Annotated in this window: 18 protein-coding genes and 1 riboswitch; of the genes, 9 read left to right on the top strand and 9 right to left on the bottom strand. The window is 65.1% G+C overall.

Annotation, left to right across the window (positions count from 1 at the left end; all coding sequences use genetic code 11):
- Positions 1–2: 2 nt before the first annotated feature.
- Genes AC0WRY_RS09585 through AC0WRY_RS09570 form a run of 4 tightly spaced genes read right to left on the bottom strand, consistent with a single transcriptional unit; the run spans position 3 to position 4083 of the window.
- Entirely contained in the window at positions 3–851 is an 849-nt protein-coding gene (locus AC0WRY_RS09585; protein WP_194406768.1) for an ABC transporter ATP-binding protein, read from the bottom strand.
- Positions 848–1894 (bottom strand): ABC transporter substrate-binding protein, encoded by a 1047-nt coding sequence (locus AC0WRY_RS09580; RefSeq protein WP_194406767.1) that lies wholly within the window; start codon positions 1892–1894, stop codon positions 848–850. Before AC0WRY_RS09580 ends, AC0WRY_RS09585 begins: the two co-directional genes overlap by 4 nt.
- A gap of 42 nt (positions 1895–1936) precedes the next feature.
- Positions 1937–3151: a CaiB/BaiF CoA transferase family protein gene (locus AC0WRY_RS09575; RefSeq protein WP_194406766.1), complete on the bottom strand. Its 1215-nt coding sequence runs from the start codon at positions 3149–3151 to the stop codon at positions 1937–1939.
- On the bottom strand, positions 3148–4083 hold the full coding sequence (locus AC0WRY_RS09570; RefSeq protein WP_194406765.1) for a hydroxymethylglutaryl-CoA lyase: 936 nt from the start codon (positions 4081–4083) through the stop codon (positions 3148–3150). The genes AC0WRY_RS09575 and AC0WRY_RS09570 overlap by 4 nt, the downstream gene beginning before the upstream one ends.
- A gap of 91 nt (positions 4084–4174) precedes the next feature.
- Between AC0WRY_RS09570 and AC0WRY_RS09565 the strand changes: the two genes are divergently transcribed.
- Together AC0WRY_RS09565 and AC0WRY_RS09560 are read left to right on the top strand one after the other, a co-directional pair.
- On the top strand, positions 4175–5083 hold the full coding sequence (locus tag AC0WRY_RS09565) for a GntR family transcriptional regulator (RefSeq protein ID WP_246776449.1): 909 nt from the start codon (positions 4175–4177) through the stop codon (positions 5081–5083).
- A gap of 111 nt (positions 5084–5194) precedes the next feature.
- Positions 5195–6274 (top strand): Acg family FMN-binding oxidoreductase, encoded by a 1080-nt coding sequence (locus AC0WRY_RS09560; RefSeq protein WP_194406764.1) that lies wholly within the window; start codon positions 5195–5197, stop codon positions 6272–6274.
- On the opposite strand, the gene AC0WRY_RS09555 is transcribed toward AC0WRY_RS09560, so the two are convergent.
- Positions 6271–6888: a hypothetical protein gene (locus AC0WRY_RS09555; RefSeq protein ID WP_491122979.1), complete on the bottom strand. Its 618-nt coding sequence runs from the start codon at positions 6886–6888 to the stop codon at positions 6271–6273. The two genes, AC0WRY_RS09560 and AC0WRY_RS09555, sit on opposite strands and share 4 nt — an antisense overlap.
- 109 nt (positions 6889–6997) lie before the next feature.
- Between AC0WRY_RS09555 and AC0WRY_RS09550 the strand changes: the two genes are divergently transcribed.
- Both AC0WRY_RS09550 and AC0WRY_RS09545 read left to right on the top strand, forming a co-directional pair.
- Entirely contained in the window at positions 6998–7825 is an 828-nt protein-coding gene (locus AC0WRY_RS09550) for a nucleotidyltransferase domain-containing protein (protein ID WP_194406762.1), read from the top strand.
- Between the two features lie 16 nt (positions 7826–7841).
- The gene (locus AC0WRY_RS09545) at positions 7842–8615 is read left to right on the top strand and encodes an enoyl-CoA hydratase/isomerase family protein (protein WP_246776448.1); all 774 of its coding nucleotides are present in this window, start codon (positions 7842–7844) and stop codon (positions 8613–8615) included.
- 27 nt (positions 8616–8642) lie between these two features.
- On the opposite strand, the gene AC0WRY_RS09540 is transcribed toward AC0WRY_RS09545, so the two are convergent.
- Together AC0WRY_RS09540 and AC0WRY_RS09535 are read right to left on the bottom strand one after the other, a co-directional pair.
- On the bottom strand, positions 8643–9278 hold the full coding sequence (locus AC0WRY_RS09540; RefSeq protein ID WP_194406760.1) for a hypothetical protein: 636 nt from the start codon (positions 9276–9278) through the stop codon (positions 8643–8645).
- 165 nt (positions 9279–9443) lie between these two features.
- Positions 9444–10307: a DUF1194 domain-containing protein gene (locus tag AC0WRY_RS09535; protein ID WP_491122978.1), complete on the bottom strand. Its 864-nt coding sequence runs from the start codon at positions 10305–10307 to the stop codon at positions 9444–9446.
- 276 nt (positions 10308–10583) lie between these two features.
- Positions 10584–10674: riboswitch (Fluoride riboswitch) on the top strand.
- A 100-nt stretch (positions 10675–10774) separates the two neighbouring features.
- On the opposite strand from AC0WRY_RS09535, the gene AC0WRY_RS09530 reads away from it, so the two are divergent.
- The 5 genes from AC0WRY_RS09530 to clpS are packed head-to-tail and all read left to right on the top strand — an operon-like array spanning position 10775 to position 13516.
- Positions 10775–11986 (top strand): MFS transporter, encoded by a 1212-nt coding sequence (locus tag AC0WRY_RS09530; protein ID WP_194406758.1) that lies wholly within the window; start codon positions 10775–10777, stop codon positions 11984–11986.
- A 16-nt stretch (positions 11987–12002) separates the two neighbouring features.
- Positions 12003–12392 carry a fluoride efflux transporter CrcB gene (gene crcB / locus AC0WRY_RS09525; protein ID WP_371746308.1) on the top strand — a complete coding sequence of 130 codons (390 nt, stop codon included), beginning with the start codon at positions 12003–12005 and terminating at the stop codon, positions 12390–12392.
- A gap of 6 nt (positions 12393–12398) precedes the next feature.
- Positions 12399–12824 carry a fluoride efflux transporter CrcB gene (gene crcB / locus AC0WRY_RS09520; protein ID WP_194406757.1) on the top strand — a complete coding sequence of 142 codons (426 nt, stop codon included), beginning with the start codon at positions 12399–12401 and terminating at the stop codon, positions 12822–12824.
- 2 nt (positions 12825–12826) lie between these two features.
- Positions 12827–13168, top strand: coding sequence for a DUF190 domain-containing protein (locus AC0WRY_RS09515; protein WP_194406756.1), 342 nt, complete (start codon positions 12827–12829; stop codon positions 13166–13168).
- A 42-nt stretch (positions 13169–13210) separates the two neighbouring features.
- Entirely contained in the window at positions 13211–13516 is a 306-nt protein-coding gene (clpS, locus tag AC0WRY_RS09510; RefSeq protein WP_194406755.1) for an ATP-dependent Clp protease adapter ClpS, read from the top strand.
- A gap of 4 nt (positions 13517–13520) precedes the next feature.
- On the opposite strand, the gene AC0WRY_RS09505 is transcribed toward clpS, so the two are convergent.
- Both AC0WRY_RS09505 and aroC read right to left on the bottom strand, forming a co-directional pair.
- Complete coding sequence (locus tag AC0WRY_RS09505) at positions 13521–14711, bottom strand: adenylate/guanylate cyclase domain-containing protein (protein ID WP_194406754.1); 1191 nt, start codon at positions 14709–14711, stop codon at positions 13521–13523.
- Positions 14712–14789: 78 nt separating this feature from the next.
- A complete protein-coding gene (gene aroC, locus AC0WRY_RS09500) occupies positions 14790–15878 on the bottom strand; it encodes a chorismate synthase (protein WP_194406753.1) in 1089 nt (362 codons plus the stop codon).
- Positions 15879–15923: the final 45 nt, after the last annotated feature.

Here is a 15923-nt window from a genome sequence, read left to right as displayed (position 1 = left end):
GGTCAGTCGGCCCTGGTACGGCGGAACTCTTCGCCGAGCGAATGCCAGATGTGGGAATAGAGGCGGCCGAATTCGGCGGTCTCGCGTATGGCAACGGGATCGCGCGGACGCGGAATGGCGACGTCGAAATCTTCCTTGAGGCGTCCGGGCCGCGCCGAGAGCAGGATGATGCGGCTCGCCAAGGTCAAGGCCTCGCCGAGATCGTGAGTCACGAACAACACGGTCTGCCGTTCGCGTTCCCAGATCTCCAGTAGCGTCTTGTGCATCTCCAGCTTGGTGTGGGTGTCGAGCGCGCCGAACGGCTCGTCCATCAGCAGGATCTCGGGCTCGAGGATCAGCGTGCGCATCAAGGCGACGCGCTGGCGCATGCCGCCGGACAGCATGCGGGGAAAGCTCTGCGCAAAGCCCGTCAGCCCGGCCTTCTCGACGGCCGAAGCGACGCGCCCCGCACGCTCGACCTTCGGCAATCCGGCGATCTCCAGCCCATAGCCGATATTCTGCTCGACGGTACGCCAGGGAAACAGCGTATCGCGCTGGAAGACGTACCCGACCCCGGAGCTGACTTTGCCGGTCTCGACCGAGTCCTCGTCGATCAGGATACGTCCGCCGGAGCGCGGCAGCAGCCCCGCGACCATGTTGAGAATGGTGCTCTTGCCGCAGCCGGACGGCCCGAGCAGCGCGACGAACTCACCCTGCTTGACCTCGAAGGAGACGTCGTCCACCGCTACGAACTCTCGCCCCGACGCGTTGAAGCGCTTGGTGAGCCCCTGCACCGCTATGCGGATGCGCGCCGCCGCTGCATGATCCTCGTTGCGCGCGAGCGCAAGACCCTGGCCTGACGCGGCGATCATTTGTATTTCGCCCTGGCTGTCTGGAGGAAGCTCATGTCGACGACATCCTCGTACCTGGTCTCGGGGATATCCGTGCCCTTGCGGTACCAGGGCTTGGCGCCGCGTTCGAACGCAGCCTTGTCGATGACACCGTCATAGGCCCAGGTCGACTTGTCGAAGCCGAGCTCGGCGCTGATCGCATCGGGATCTATCCCTGAGAAATATTTCGGCGCAACGAGCGCCTGCACCTCCGCGAGCGGCGTCGCCTTCACGAAGGCCATCGCGCGATAGATCGCGTTGACATAGGCCTGCACCATCGCCTTGTCCTGCTCGACCGTGTCCTGCAGCGTGTAGATCACGAGCACCGGTAGCGTCCCGCCGAAATCCCTCTCGAACACGCCGGGTTTGGAGGTGTCGTAGATCGTCTTGCCAAAGCCCTTCTTCTCGACCTCGACGATCCAGCTCGGCGGCGCCATGATGGCGTCGAACTGCTTGGTCTGGAGCGAAGGGAACATCGTGTTGGGCCCGCCGCCCGCGACCCAGTTCACCTTGCTGCCAAGCCCGCGCGCTTCGAACACATAAGTGCCGAATACCCAGGTGCCGGACCCGATCGCGGTGGCGGCAACGATCGGCTTGGCGCCATCGGGGCGCTTGAAGTCGGCGAGCTTCTCGACCGTAGTGATGCCGCTCTCGTAGAGGTCCTGCCGGACCATGATGCTGGCGTAGGAGCACACCATCTCGGTCGCGAGAAGGATCTTGCACGGCTTGCCGCGCGCACCGAGCTGGAGCGGGTGGCTGGCATCGCCATGGGCGAACGACGCCTGCCCTGCCGCCAGCGTCTGACGCCCGAATGTGCCGGCGTTGCCGGTAATGAGCTTGGAATCGAGTCCTTCGTCTTTGAAGTACCCCTTCAGCTCCGCGATCATGCCGATGGCATACACCGGCGAGACCGGTCCGAAGGCGAGCGAGACCTGCTTGGCCTCGGCGCGCGATTGTCCCGGCAGCAGAGATGCGCCGGCCCATGCGGAGCCGGCGATCAACGCCTGGCGTCTGGTAATGCTCATGTGCTCCTCCTCCCTTTGCTCTTGTTCGATGGCACCGATCGATCAGGACGGCGCGACCTTGATCGTCCCGGCCTGTCGGAGCGCTTCGATCTCATTCGGCGACATCCCGATCTCGTTCAGGATCTCGCCGCTGTGCTCGCCGATCCCAGGTGGATCGTAGCGATTGGGCAGGCGCCTTCCGTCCATGGAAATCGGCAGCAGCGGCGTCTTGGCCTCGCCGCCGCCGGGCAGCCGAATCTCGGTCAGGCCGCCCGACCGGTTGAGATGCGGATCATCGAAGAGGTCGCCGGGTTTGTTCACCGGGGCGTAGGGCAGATCGAGTTGTTCAAGACGCGCTGCGAGATCGGCCTTGTCCCATTGCTTGAAGATCTTCGCGATCTCGGGGATCAGCCAGCTGCGATGATCGACGCGATCGTTGCTCGTCGCAAAGCGCGGATCAACGAGCCAGGCTTCGCGATCGAAGGCCCGACAGAACGCCTCCCATTGCTCTTCGCCGACGATGGTGACGAACAGCTTCGAGCCGTCCTTGGTGTCGAAAAGATCGTAGACCGGCCACGGACTGTCCTTGATCGAATATGGAATGGACGGCTGGCCGCTGACCACCTCGCACATCATGGCCTGCGCCATCAGGAACACGTTGTTCTCGTACAGCGCGCTCTGGATGTAGCGGCCCCGGCCGGTCCGCTGCCGCTCGGCGAGCGCAGCCTGGATCGCGATCACACCGAACATGCCGCCCATGACATCGTTGACCGAGGCGCCGGCGCGCATCGGACGGTCGGGCAGGCCGGTCATGTAAGCAAGGCCCCCCATCATTTGCACGACCTCGTCGAGCGCGAGGCGGTTCTCGTAAGGTCCGGGCAAATAGCCCTTGAGCGAGCAATAGATCAGACGTGGCGCGAAGGCCGCGACGCTCTCGTAGTCGAGGCCGATCCGCTTCAATAGGCCCGGCCGGAAATTCTCGATCAGGACGTCGCTGTTCTCGATGAGCCTGCGCGCGACGCCCTGGCCTTCCGCCGTCGACGTGTCGAGCGCGATGCTGCGCTTGTTGCGGCTGTAGGTGGCGAAGAAGCCGGCGGCGGGTCCCTTGAAAAACCGGGTGCGGTCGCCCTTGGGCGGCTCGACCTTGATCACGTCGGCGCCGAGATCGGCGAGGATCAAGCCGCAGCTCGGCCCCATCACCATCTGGCTGAACTCGACGACCCGAAGGCCGGCGAGCGGGCGGAGCTCCGATGCCGTCTCACGCGCAGCCATGCTCATGCCGCGCTCCGCAGGACCTTCGGGATTCCGGCCTCGTGCAGATGCCCCGTCAAATGTGCTGCCGGAATATGGCGGGCGAGAATTTCGCGCGTCTGCATCAGGCGATCGAGGTCGATGCCGGTGGAGAGGCCCATGCGTTCCAGCATGAACACGAGGTCCTCGGTGACGATGTTGCCGCGCGCTCCCGGAGCAAAGGGACAGCCCCCGAGGCCGGACACCGCGGCATCGAACCGGCGGATGCCGGCTTCGAGGCCCGCGACGGCATTGGCGAGGCCGGCACCGAGCGTGTCGTGCAGATGCAGCCGCAGGGTCATTTGCGATCCGACCTCGCGCCGCACCGCCGAGACGATCTGCCCGATCGATTTGGGCGTCGCATAACCGACGGTGTCGGCAAGCCCGATCTCGTCGGCGCGGGCCTCGGCAAAGGCACGCGCCACCTGGCACACGGCCGCTTCACTCACCTCACCCTCCAGCGAGCAGCCGAAGGAGGTGGAGATCGCGCCCATCAATTGCGGCCGCTGGCCCACAGGCCGGTCGTCGATCGCGGCGCGGACCGCGCGAAATGCTTCGATCTGCTCGTCGACCGAGCGGCGGACATTGGCCTGGTTGTGCGTCTCGCTCGCGGAGATGACGAAATAGACGGCGTCAACGCCTGCCGCGATAGCGCGCCCGGCGCCCTTCGGATTCGGCACCAGCGCGCCGATGGTCGCGGACTTGTGGGTCAGCGCATGCGCCATCACCGCATCGACGTCGGCGAATTGCGGCACGACCTTTGGCGGCACGAACGATCCGGCATCGATCTCGCGGACGCCGGCAGCGGCGATCGTGTCGATCAGTGCGCATTTGGCTTCGGTCGGAACGAAGATGTCCAGGTTCTGCAGACCGTCGCGCGGAGCAACCTCGCAAATGTAGACATCGGGCGCGCGCACCATCGGGCTCTCTCCCTGGGTCGATTGTATATTGTTGCAGAAAAGAACAATCTGTGGGACAGTCTGTCAAGCCCTAAAACTTGCATGCACTGCAATGAGCGCATCCGATAGTTCCCGACCGCGCAGCGACAAGAATGGTTCCGAACGCGCCGAGCACCTCGCCGGGCTGATCATGGCGCTCGCCCGGCGCGAGGGCATGAAGGCCGGCGACCGCCTGATCGAGCAAAGGCTTGCGGATGCGCTGGACCTTTCACGCGCGCCGATCCGGCTCGGCCTCAAGGCGCTGGAAGCGGCGGGATTGGCGCGCGGCGAGCCGCATCGCGGCTTCGTGCTGGCGAAGAATCCGACCAGCGGCGCAGCCCAGCCCGCGCTCGCGGCGGTCAGGCGCAACGAGCAGGTGTATGCGACCGTCGCGGGCGACGTGCTCGCGACACGGCTGCCGGTCGACGTCACCGAGGCGGAGCTGATGCGCCGCTATGACGTCACGCGCGCCGAGTTGCAGCGGCTGCTGGACCGGATCGCCGCCGAGGGCTGGATCGCACGCCTGCCGGGCTATGGCTGGCGTTTTGCGGAGACGGTCTCCAGTCCCGAAGCGCAAGCGCAGGCCAAGGCATTTCGCGCGGTGATCGAGCCGGCGGCCATCGCGCAGCCCGGCTTTTCGCTACCGCAGGAGGTGATCGTGCGCCTGCGCGAACGCCAGCAACGCGTGTTTGAAGGCGAGATCGAGAAGATGACGATCGGCGAGATCTTTCAGTCGGGCTGCGAATTCCACGAAGAGATTATCCGTGGAGCCGGCAACCCCTTCTTTCTCGAAGCGCTGAAGCGCGTGAACTCGATCAGACGCCTGTTCGCCTATCGCAGCTTCGCCGACCGCGAGGGCATGCGGCGGCACGTGCGCGAGCATTTGCGCCTGCTCGACGTTCTGGAGACGCGGCGCTACACCGAGGCGGCCGAGCTCATGGCCCGGCATCTGCAGCGGCCGCTGGTGGCGGGCTTGTCGTGATGCGCAAACCCGGATTGCGCGGAATTCGGTGTCCGATCTTGATTCCGGTCAATCGTTCCGGAGCCCGCCACTGCTAGACGCATCCTGCGCAACGGCAGGGAGCGGACGCTTGTGGTTGACCGGCGACAGTTCATCGCAACCGCGCTCGGGTTGTCCGCGACTGCGATCAGCGGTCTTCCCGCCGCAGGGGCGGCGATGACCTATGACGCGGCGGTGACGGCATCTCGGGCTCCGCTGCGGGCCGTGCCGCGGGATCGCGAACTCGTGCGCTTTGCCACTCTCGCGGCCAACAGCCACAACACCCAACCGTGGATCTTCGCCGCACGCGGCAACGACATCGCGATCGCGCCGGATTTTTCGCGCCGCTGCCCGGCCGTCGATCCGGACGATCATCACCTGTTCGTCAGTCTCGGCTGCGCCGCCGAAAACCTCATCCTCGCGGCGTCCACGCTGGGCTGGCGCGCCGACCCAGTCATCGACGGCGACCGGATCGTGATCGCGCTCGAGCAAGCGCCGCCCGCCCCATCTGCGTTGGCGGCCGCGATTCCGATCAGGCAATGCACCCGCGCGGCGTTCGACGGCAGGCCCGTCGCGCCCGAGACCTTGCGTCGGCTCGAGGATGCCTGTCGTCAACCTGACGTCACAGCCATCCTGATGACCGAGCGCGCCGCGCTCGCCGGGGTCGCCGACTACGTGCTCGAAGGCAATTCGGCGCAAATGCGCGACAAGGCCTTCATGCGCGAGCTCGTGAGCTGGATTCGCTTCAACGAGGCGGAAGCGCTCGCGACCATGGACGGGTTGTTCGCGCCTGCCTCGGGAAATCCCTCCCTGCCGTCATGGCTAGGGCGGCCACTTCTGAAACTCTTCTTCACCGAAAGCGGGGAAAACAAGAAGTACCGCGAACAGCTTGCCAGCTCGGCGGGTGTCGTCGCGCTCGCTGCAGATCGCAGCGACAAATCGCACTGGATCGCGGTCGGGCGCGCCTGCCAGCGCTTCGGCTTGCTGGCAACCGCGCTGGGACTGAAATATGCCTTCGTCAACCAGCCGGTCGAGGTGGCGGCGCTGAGGTCGCAATTTGCGGCCTCGCTTGGACTGGGCGAACGGCGATGCGATATCGTGATGCGCTTCGGAGCCGGTCCGGACCTGCCGAAATCGCCGCGGCGTCCGCCGGAGCTGGTGATGCGATCCTAACGCCGCAGCCCGCTCAGCGCCGGCGACTCGCCGGGCAGCATGTTCGATCGGATATCGCTGTCCATGCGGCCCGAGTCCTGCTGGATGAAACCGGCACCGAACGACAGGCTGAGATTGGAGGTCGGCTTGAATTCCACGCCCGCAAACGCGCTGTAGCCGGGTGCCGCGCCCGAGGTTAGCGGCGCAATCGAGCTGCCGATGCCATTGCCATATTTCAAAGTGTCGAAACCAGCGAAGAACGTCACGGGCAAGCCGCCCGCGGTCTTGGTGCTGTAGCCGAACTGCGTACTGTCATAAGAGAGCGCGTTGAAATTTCCGGCAAATCCGGCCTGACTGAGTCCGGTCTGACCGAGCGCGCTCCAATTGAGATTGCCGCGCTGGCTGCCGACGAAGAAGCCGTTCGCCGCGCCGCTACGCGAATCCGCATCGCCAGCATTGAGGCTGGTGAAATTGCCATATCTATCGGAACTCTGGTTGGCGCCGCCACTGAGACCGAAAGGCCCGCCGGGCACCCAATATCTCAGCGGCGCGACCTGGGCCTGAACCGGGGCCGCGATCGGGCAAAGCACAGCGAGCAAGGCTACGACAACGGATGAAGGGGCAAGGCTGGACATTGAAGCTACCGTCAAGACTTTTGCAGATTATACTGCCTTGATATCGCCAATGCCAGCGCCGCGGCCGCACCAATGTCGCGGCCGTGAGCCGTCCCGACAACTGAACCTCATGCCCCCCGATCCGTTGCTCTCGCGCCTGATATCCGCGTTCCGCGACGTCCCCGGCGTCGCGGCCATCGTGCTCGGCGGCTCGCGCGCGCGAGGCAGCGCGCATCCCACTTCCGACCATGATGTCGGGCTCTATTTCGCCGCCGCGAGCCCGCTCGACACCGAGCGGCTGCTGGCGGCTGCGAAGGAGATCGCCGACGATCCCGCCGCCACGACCGTGACGCCGGTCGGCGAATGGGGACCATGGATCGTCGGCGGCGCCTGGCTGTCTGTGGAAGGCCGCAAGGTCGATCTGCTCTATCGCAATGCCGATACGGTCGAAGCCGTGATGAAGTCCTGCCATGCCGGCCTCGTCACCATGGATTATCAGCCCGGCCATCCGCACGGCTTCTGCTCGGCCATCTGGATGGGCGAGATCGCCTATTGCCAGCCCCTGCACGATCCGGAGGACCTGATCGCGCGGCTGAAATCGATCGCCCTGCCCTATCCACGACCGCTGCGCGACGTCCTGATCCAGCGCTTCCAGTGGGAAATCTCATTCGGCATCGAGAACGCCGAGCTCGCCGTTGCGCGCGGCGACCGGACCCACGTCGCGGGCTCTCTCTACAGATCGCTCGCCTGCATCGCGCAGGTGCTGTTCGCGCTCAACCAACGCTATCTCATCAACGAAAAGGGCGCGCTGCACGAAGCCGCCCTGTTGCCGCTGACGATCCCGCATCTGGCGGAACGGACCGACGACGTCTGGCGGCTGATCGGCGATGGCGCCCTTGCACCCGCTTGTGACGTCTTGCGCAACATCGACCGCGAGTTGAAGGTGCTGTCCCAATGAAGGCATGGAGAAAGCGGTGACATCTGACAATCCCGTCGCGTACCAACGTCTCGGCGACGTCGCTCGCATCACGCTACGCCGCCCGCCCGTCAACGCGCTGAGCCTCGAGATGATCCGCAGCGTCGTCGCAGCCTTCCGCCGCGCGGCGGACGATGACGGCGCGCGCGTCGTCGTGCTGGCGAGTGCGATTGCAAAACGTTTTTCGGCGGGCCTCGATCTCGACATCCTGCTCGGCAAGTCCGGCGCCGAGATCCGCGAATTCCTCCAGGCGCTCTATATCGACCTCTACGATGCGCAGTACAGGCTGGGAAAGCCGTCGATCGCCGCGGTCGGTGGCGCGGCGCGCGGCGGCGGCATGACCATGGCGGTGTCGTGCGACGTGGTGCTCGCGGCGGAGAGCGCGACGTTCGGCTATCCCGAGATCGACGTCGGCGTCATTCCCGCGATCCATTATGCGCATCTGCCGCGCATCGTCGGACGTCATCGTGCCTTCGAGCTGCTGTTCACCGGCCGGGTCTTCAGCGCCATGGAAGCGCGCGAGCTCGGCGTGCTGAACCGCGTGGTGGATGATGCCGAACTCGAGACGGAGGTGCTGAGGCTTGCGGCGCAATTTTCCGCTAAATCGGCCGCGGTGCTGCGGATGGGCCGCGCCGCCTTCATGCGCCAGGTCGATCTCGACTATCGGCGCAGCATCGCGAGCGCCGTGGATGATTTCTGCAATGTCGCAACGACCGACGAGGCGCAGGAGCGTTTGAGAGCGTTCGTGGAGAAGCGGGCGCCGAACCGGTGATGGAGAGACCGACGAAAGACGGCGCGCTCAGGCGGTCCTGTCCACGGAGGACGATGAATCGGCCGGCGGATATTTCGTCACCGGCACCATGAAGGATTTCGTGCCGACCTGGTAGATCACCTTGCCGTTCTGCCCGTCGTCTGTCGCGATCTGCGTCTGCCCGAACATGATGACGTTCTTGTAGACGTAGCCGGTGCCCTGGCGAGTGACGCCGTCGGTGGTAACGCTGACCTGCGCTTCCTTGCCGTTGACGGCCAGCACCTTGAAGCTCGCGCTCTTGCCGTTGGCGCTGGAATAGCCGCCCCAGCTTCCCATCAGACGGCTGTCGGAAGCCGGTGGGGCCTGCTTCTCGAGATTGGCGGTCTGCTTGCCGGCGCCTCCGAAGGAGAACAGCATCACCATGTTCTTGCCGTCCTTGGTGCCGACCGTGACCCCGCCGAAGGTGATGAGCGTGCCCTGGACCTCGGCAAAGCCGCGCTCAGTGTGGCCGTTATGGGTGTACTCGACCTGCGCCCGGGCGCCGCGGATGTTCACGACCTTGAAGCCGACGGGCTGGTTGTTGCCGACCCAATTGCCCTTCCAGTCGCCGACCAGAGCGCTCTGGTGATACAGCCGCTCGTTGGCGGGCGAAATCTGGTTGGTGCTCGATGAGACGATGGCCATTGGATTGCTCGGAGACGGGCCGGATAAACCCGCTTTCATTCGCTTCGGCAATGTCAGGATGCCGACTGGAAACGAACAGAAACCGGCTGATTAGGGCCCTGCACCGGTTAACGAGCCGTTAAGCTCGGGCATGGGCCGGGCGGGCAAAAGGTCTCAGCCGGCCCTTCAGCGCCCCCAGCGGTCCGACCAGATCTTTTCGCCGATCAGGCAGTTGACGCGCGGCTCCTTGTCGGCGACCCGCATCACCGGACGCTCAGGCGTGCGGCCGGCGACCTCCATCAGCAGCTTGGTGCGGATCGCTTCCTTGAATTTGTCGCGGTCCTTGATCGTGATGACGAAGGAGCCAGGGCCGCCGATGACGCAGTCCTCGTAGTAGAAATCGAGATTGTCGATATCCATGGTCGAATAGGACGGCTCCTTGACCATGATCGGCAGGCCGTTGATGACGATGCCCTTCTCGAGCGCGGCATCGCGCGCCACCGTGACCGGGCCGCCATTGTTGTTTGGGCCGTCGCCGGAAATGTCGATCACACGGCGCAGGCCCCGATAGGGATCCTCTTCGAACAGCGGCATCGCGAAGGTGATCGCGCCCGAGATCGAGGTGCGCGAGGCGCGCCGGATCGGCGTCTTCATGATCTCGGCGGCGACCGCATCCGCCGTTTCAGGACCATCGACCAGCCGCCAGGGGATGATGATCTTCTGGTCGCTGGACGCGGCCCACTCGAAATAGGTCACCGCGATCCGTCCATTCGGGCCGAGCTTCAGGGCCTGGAGGAACTCCTTCGACTGGATCGCCTGAGCATAGCCCTCGCGCTGGATCGCGAGCTCGTCCATGTCCATGGAGTAGGACACGTCGACAGCGAGGACCAGCTCGACGTCAACCGTCTGCGCGTCTCTGTCGGCCGCCGACCTCTGTGGCTGACTTTTGGGCGGCTCGAATTTAGGTCCTGGCGCCGCGATGCCCGCGACGTCTCCTCCGGCAAACATGCCGGCCGCCAGCACAGCCCCGATCGAGAACAGCAAGCGCATCGCAGCCTCTCCCGTCGTATGATGCGATGGTGACATGCAATCGCCTTGCCGCAAAGCGCGAAGATCGCTTGCGCTTCACATTCAAGTTAGGAATCTGCGGGTTAGAAGGACGCGCGCTTTGCGCAATGCTGCCGCCATGTTGCGCTTGCGCTGCCGGAACAGGCGCGATCATAAGCACTGTCATTCCGGGGCGACTCGAAGAGCCGAATCCCGAATGACGGCGCCGGCCGAGACGCGCCCGCCACTTGTTCCAAGCGATTTCCATGCTAGGTTGGCCGCACAGATGGGGATGGAGTCCCCCGACAACCGCCCGGCGGCCTTGACCCGCAATCTTGGACCGTAGTGGGCTGATGACTCCTGCTTGAGGAGGGGCAATCTTTGAGCCTCTGCCTTCGGCGGGAGCATGGACAAACCCGCCGGTGGCGGGTTTTTTGTTGTCTGGTGCAAGGCCAGGAGAAGGCGAAGACGTGACGACGACGACATCGAATGCCGCACGTAGCGGGCTACCGAGAGGAATCTGGGTGCTCGGCTTCGTCTCGATGCTGATGGACATCTCCTCCGAGATGATCCACGCGCTGCTGCCGGTCTATCTCGTCACCGTGCTCGGCGCTTCGACACTGACCGTCGGCTTCATCGAGGGCATTGCGGAGGCGACCGCCTCGATCACCAAGATCTTCTCCGGCGCGCTGTCGGACTGGCTCGGCCGCCGCAAGCTGCTCGCCGCACTCGGCTATGGCCTCGCCGCATTGACCAAGCCGCTGTTCCCGCTTGCGCCCAGCGTCGGATGGCTGGTGGCGGCGCGGTTCATCGACCGCGTGGGCAAGGGCATTCGCGGCGCGCCGCGCGATGCGCTGATCGCCGATATCGCTCCCGTCGGCCTGCGCGGCGCGAGCTTTGGCCTGCGGCAATCGCTCGACACCATCGGCGCCTTCGTCGGACCGCTGGTAGCGATCGGCCTGATGTGGTGGACGGCAGATAATTTTTCCATCGTGTTCTGGGTCGCGGTGCTGCCGGCCTTCCTGTCCTTCGGCTTGATCGCGTTCGCGGTGAGCGAGCCGGAGCCGGACCCAAGCCGGGAGCCTGCAAAAAATCCGCTCAACCTCGCCGCGATGCGGCAGCTCGGAGCGGTCTATTGGCGCGTCGTCGCCGTCGGAATCATCTTCACGCTGGCGCGTTTCAGCGAGGCCTTCCTGATCCTGCGCGCACAGAACATCGGGCTGAATGCGATGTGGGTGCCGGCGGTGCTGGTGCTGATGAACATCGTCTACGCCATGTCGGCCTATCCGGCCGGCGTGCTCTCGGACCGGATCAACCGGACCGGCCTGCTCGCGCTCGGGCTCGTCTTCCTCGCCGGGGCCGATCTGGCGCTTGCGCTGCTGCCTAATCTGGCAGGCCTCGCGCTCGGTGTGGTGCTGTGGGGACTGCATATGGGGCTGACGCAGGGCCTGCTCTCGGCCCTCGTCGCCGATGCCGCACCGCCGAACCTGCGCGGCACCGCGTTCGGCTATTTCAATCTGTTCACCGGCCTTGCTCTGCTGGCCGCGAGCGTGATCGCGGGCGCGCTGTGGGACGTCTATGGTCCGGCGGGAACGTTCCTTGCGGGACTCGGCTTCGCGCTGGTCGCGCTCATCGGGCTGCTCGCCGTCGGCAACGGTCTGGCGGCGGAAGATAAATCATGACGGGAGGCTGTTCATCGTGCTGAGCGGAGCAATCGCGATCGTGGTCGGTAGCGCCCTAGGGGGCTGCACACGCTATTTCGTCTCCGGTGCGATCGCGCGGCGGCTGGGCGAGACCTTTCCGTGGGGCACCATGACCATCAACGTCACCGGCGCCTTCCTGATCGGCATTTTCGGCGCGCTGGCGACCCATCCCGGCTCGGTGTTCGCCACGCCCGATCCGTGGCTGTTCGCGGTGACAGGATTTCTCGGCTGCTACACCACGGTGTCCTCGTTCAGCCTGCAGACGCTGACGCTCGCGCGAAGCGGCGAGCCGATGCACGCGCTCGGCAACATCGTGTTCTCCGTCGGACTGTGCCTTGCCGCCGTCAGTTGCGGCTTCCTCCTTGCGGATCGTCTGGGAGGCTAGCGGCTGATGAACTCCCCTTCCGCCGAGCGCTGGCGCACTGCAATGCTCTATGCCTGGGTTGCCGCCGGCAGCATCGTCGGCGGCCTGACGCGTTATCTGGTCGGGCTTGCACTCGATACCGGACCGGGCTTTCCCTTCGCTACGCTGTTCATCAACGCGACGGGCTCGCTGATCATCGGCTTCTACGCGACGCTGACCGGCCCGGATGGCCGGATGCTGGCGCGGCCCGAGCACCGGCAGTTCGTCATGACCGGGTTCTGCGGCGGCTACACCACCTTTTCGACTTTCAGCCTGGAGACCTTCCGCCTGCTCCATGGCGGCATGAAATACACGGCGCTCGCCTACATCGCCGCTTCCGTGATCTGCTGGCTGGTGTCGGTATGGAGCGGCCATATCATGGCGAGCCGCTACAACCGCTTGACAAGGAGCTGACCATGCAAATTCCCAATCAGGCAGTTTCGCTCCGGATTTTCATCGGCGAGAGCGATCATTTCGAGGGCAAACCGCTCTATGAAGCGATCGTGATGACGGCGCGCGAGCGGCACCTTGCCGGCGCCACCGTGCTGCGCGGGCCCATGGGCTTCGGCAAATCGAGCCGGCTGCACACCTCGAAGATCCTGCGGCTTTCGGAAGATTTGCCGCTGCTGATCGAGATCGTCGACAGCGAGGACAACATCAACGCATTCCTGCCCATCCTGGATGGCATGATGTCGAGCGGGCTGATCACCTTGGAGAAGGTGCAGGTCCTGCAATATGGTGAGAAGGCTGCGAGCTGATCGCCGCGGCTGGAACCGAGCCCGCCGATTCCAGGAGGCGGAATGAACGACACCGTTACCAAGCCGAAAACCAGGACGAAGACCAAGGTCGAGCGGCCGAAGCTGCACAAGGTCATCCTGATCAACGATGACTACACGCCGCGCGAATTCGTCACCATGGTGCTGAAGGCCGAATTCCGCATGACGGAGGATCAGGCCTTTAAGGTCATGATCACCGCCCACAAGCTAGGGGCCTGCGTCGTCGCCGTATTCACCAAGGACGTCGCCGAGACCAAGGCGACCCGCGCCACCGACGCCGGCCGCGCCAAGGGCTATCCACTGCTGTTCACGACCGAGCCGGAGGAATAGCGGCTCAATCGACCAGCGCCGGCGTCTCTTCCGCCAGCCCGTACACGCGCTGCGCCTTGGAGAACCCGGCAATCGGAAATTCGCCGAGCTCGTGCCAGTCGTGCCGGCAGACATTGGCAAAACCTTCCGAGGCGACGACGGTCCGCCCCAGCCGACCCGTGATCTTCTCAAGCCTTGCGGCAAGGTTCACCGCGGGGCCGATGCAGGTGAAGTCGAGGCGGTTGCCGCCGCCGATATTGCCGTAGAGGATGTTGCCGACATGCAGCGCGACACCGAAGCGGAAGCGCTCGACGGCGTCGCCGACTGGAAAGGCCAGCGCCTCGACGCTGGCGCGGGATTCGCGCGCCGCTTCCAGCACGCGCGCGCAGACATGAGCGGCGTCGCCGACATATTCGTCGATCGGAAACACCGCGAGCAGGCCGTCGCCCATGAATTTCAGTACCTCGCCGCCATGGCCACGGATCGCGGTGACCTGGCAATCGAAATAGTGGTTGAGGATCTCGACGACGGTCTCGGCGGGCAGCCGGTCCGAGAGCGCGGTGAAGCCGCGCAGGTCCGAGAGCCAGATCGCGGCCTGCATCGTGTCGTTATGGCCACGGCGGATCTGGCCGCCGAGGATGCGCGCGCCGGCGCGGTTGCCCACATAGGTGTCGAGCAGCATCTCGGCGGTACGGCGCAGGGTGATGATCTCGCTGACGCGCGCCAGCGGCGTCACGATGGACCGGATCGCCGCGATATGGTCATCGCTGAAGCCGCCCGGATGCCGTGTCACCCAGCTCGTGGCATGGACCGAGCCGTCGAGAAACGGCATCGGCACCGCGACGTAGTCGGTCGCGCCTTCGGCCCGCATGTCGTTGACGAACGGAAACCGCGTGCTGTGGGGATCGCTTGCGCGTCCCCTGACCTCGATGCCCTGCTCGAAGACGATGCGGAGCGGACTGCGGGCGAATTCGGGGGTGTCCAGGATGTCGAAATCGACGGTGCCGACTTCGACCTCCTCCCCCTGCCGCCAGATGAAGTTGCGGCCGAAGACTTCGGGATGCAGCGTACGGATGAAAATGCCGAAACGCGTCAGCGGCAGGCCGGCCGCGACGAGATGTTCGCAGAAATCGGCAATCCCTACGGTCGACTCCTGAGCTGCCCAAGCGCCGTCGATCAGCCAGTTAGAGACGCGCTGGAGCTCGGAGCTTTGCATGCCCGCATTTGCTGACGAAGTTGCGGGATCGTCAAGCTGCGCGGTGGGTAGTACCGCGGCGCGACGCCCTACTCGGCGCTAGCGCCCCACCTGCCCGCGGTCGCGCAGAAAGTGGTCGGCCAGCACGCACGCCATCATGGCCTCGCCGACGGGAACGGCGCGGATGCCGACGCAGGGGTCATGGCGGCCCTTCGTGAAGATTTCGGTGTCTGCGCCCTGGCGATCGACAGTCCGGCGGGGCTGCAGGATCGAGGAGGTCGGCTTCACCGCGAAACGCACCACCACCGGCTGCCCCGTGGAGATCCCGCCCAGCACGCCGCCGGCATGGTTGGACAGGAAGCGCGTACCGTCATTGCCGGTGCGCATCTCGTCGGCATTCTCCTCGCCGGTGAGCTCGGCCGCGCCAAAGCCGGCGCCGATCTCGACGCCCTTCACCGCGTTGATGGTCATCATCGCCCCCGCCAGATCGGAATCGAGCTTGGCGTAGATCGGCGCGCCCAGTCCGGCGGGCACGCCTTCGGCGACGATTTCGATCACCGCGCCGATCGAGGAGCCGCTCTTGCGGATGCCGTCGAGATAGGTCTCGAAAAACGCGGCCTTGTCCTTGTCCGGGCAGAAGAACGGATTCCTTGCGATCTCGTCCCAGTCCCACTTGGCGCGGTCGATCTTGTGCGGGCCCATCTGCACCAGAGCGCCCCGCACGCGGACGTCGGGCAGCACTTTTCGCGCGATCGCACCGGCCGCGACGCGCGTCGCGGTCTCGCGCGCGGACGAGCGGCCGCCGCCGCGATAATCGCGCAGGCCGTATTTGGCTTCATAGGTGAAGTCGGCGTGCCCGGGGCGAAACTTGTCCTTGATCTCGGAATAGTCCTTCGAGCGCTGGTCGGTGTTCTCGATCAGGAGCCCGATCGGCGTGCCCGTCGTCACCTGCACGCCGGTCTCCGGATGCGCCATCACGCCGGAGAGGATTTTGACCTGGTCCGGCTCCTGGCGCTGGGTGGTGAAGCGCGATTGACCGGGCCGGCGGCGATCGAGGTCGCCCTGGATGTCGGCCTCGGTGAGCGGGATCATGGGCGGACAGCCGTCGACCACGCAGCCGATAGCCACCCCATGGCTTTCGCCGAAGGTGGTGACGCGGAACATGTGGCCGAAGGTGTTGAAGGACATCGCTGCTCGGTGGTTCGTAAGTCAGTTCTGACTTGTGGTAGCGCC

Source organism: Bradyrhizobium sp. T-12 (genome assembly GCF_058314695.1).
Note: the sequence above shows the minus strand (reverse complement) of the source record. Positions and strands in the feature narration are given on the sequence as shown.

Coding starts and splice junctions, on each gene's coding strand:
- AC0WRY_RS09580 (WP_194406767.1), bottom strand. CDS start 1,894: ATGAGCATTACCAGACGCCAGGCGTTGATCGCCGGCTCCGCATGGGCC.
- AC0WRY_RS09535 (WP_491122978.1), bottom strand. CDS start 10,307: ATGCGCTTGCTGTTCTCGATCGGGGCTGTGCTGGCGGCCGGCATGTTT.
- AC0WRY_RS09505 (WP_194406754.1), bottom strand. CDS start 14,711: ATGCAAAGCTCCGAGCTCCAGCGCGTCTCTAACTGGCTGATCGACGGC.
- AC0WRY_RS09585 (WP_194406768.1), bottom strand. CDS start 851: ATGATCGCCGCGTCAGGCCAGGGTCTTGCGCTCGCGCGCAACGAGGAT.
- AC0WRY_RS09565 (WP_246776449.1), top strand. CDS start 4,175: ATGAGCGCATCCGATAGTTCCCGACCGCGCAGCGACAAGAATGGTTCC.
- AC0WRY_RS09555 (WP_491122979.1), bottom strand. CDS start 6,888: ATGTCCAGCCTTGCCCCTTCATCCGTTGTCGTAGCCTTGCTCGCTGTG.
- AC0WRY_RS09575 (WP_194406766.1), bottom strand. CDS start 3,151: ATGAGCATGGCTGCGCGTGAGACGGCATCGGAGCTCCGCCCGCTCGCC.
- clpS (WP_194406755.1), top strand. CDS start 13,211: ATGAACGACACCGTTACCAAGCCGAAAACCAGGACGAAGACCAAGGTC.
- crcB (WP_194406757.1), top strand. CDS start 12,399: ATGAACTCCCCTTCCGCCGAGCGCTGGCGCACTGCAATGCTCTATGCC.
- AC0WRY_RS09550 (WP_194406762.1), top strand. CDS start 6,998: ATGCCCCCCGATCCGTTGCTCTCGCGCCTGATATCCGCGTTCCGCGAC.
- AC0WRY_RS09570 (WP_194406765.1), bottom strand. CDS start 4,083: ATGGTGCGCGCGCCCGATGTCTACATTTGCGAGGTTGCTCCGCGCGAC.
- aroC (WP_194406753.1), bottom strand. CDS start 15,878: ATGTCCTTCAACACCTTCGGCCACATGTTCCGCGTCACCACCTTCGGC.
- AC0WRY_RS09540 (WP_194406760.1), bottom strand. CDS start 9,278: ATGGCCATCGTCTCATCGAGCACCAACCAGATTTCGCCCGCCAACGAG.
- AC0WRY_RS09515 (WP_194406756.1), top strand. CDS start 12,827: ATGCAAATTCCCAATCAGGCAGTTTCGCTCCGGATTTTCATCGGCGAG.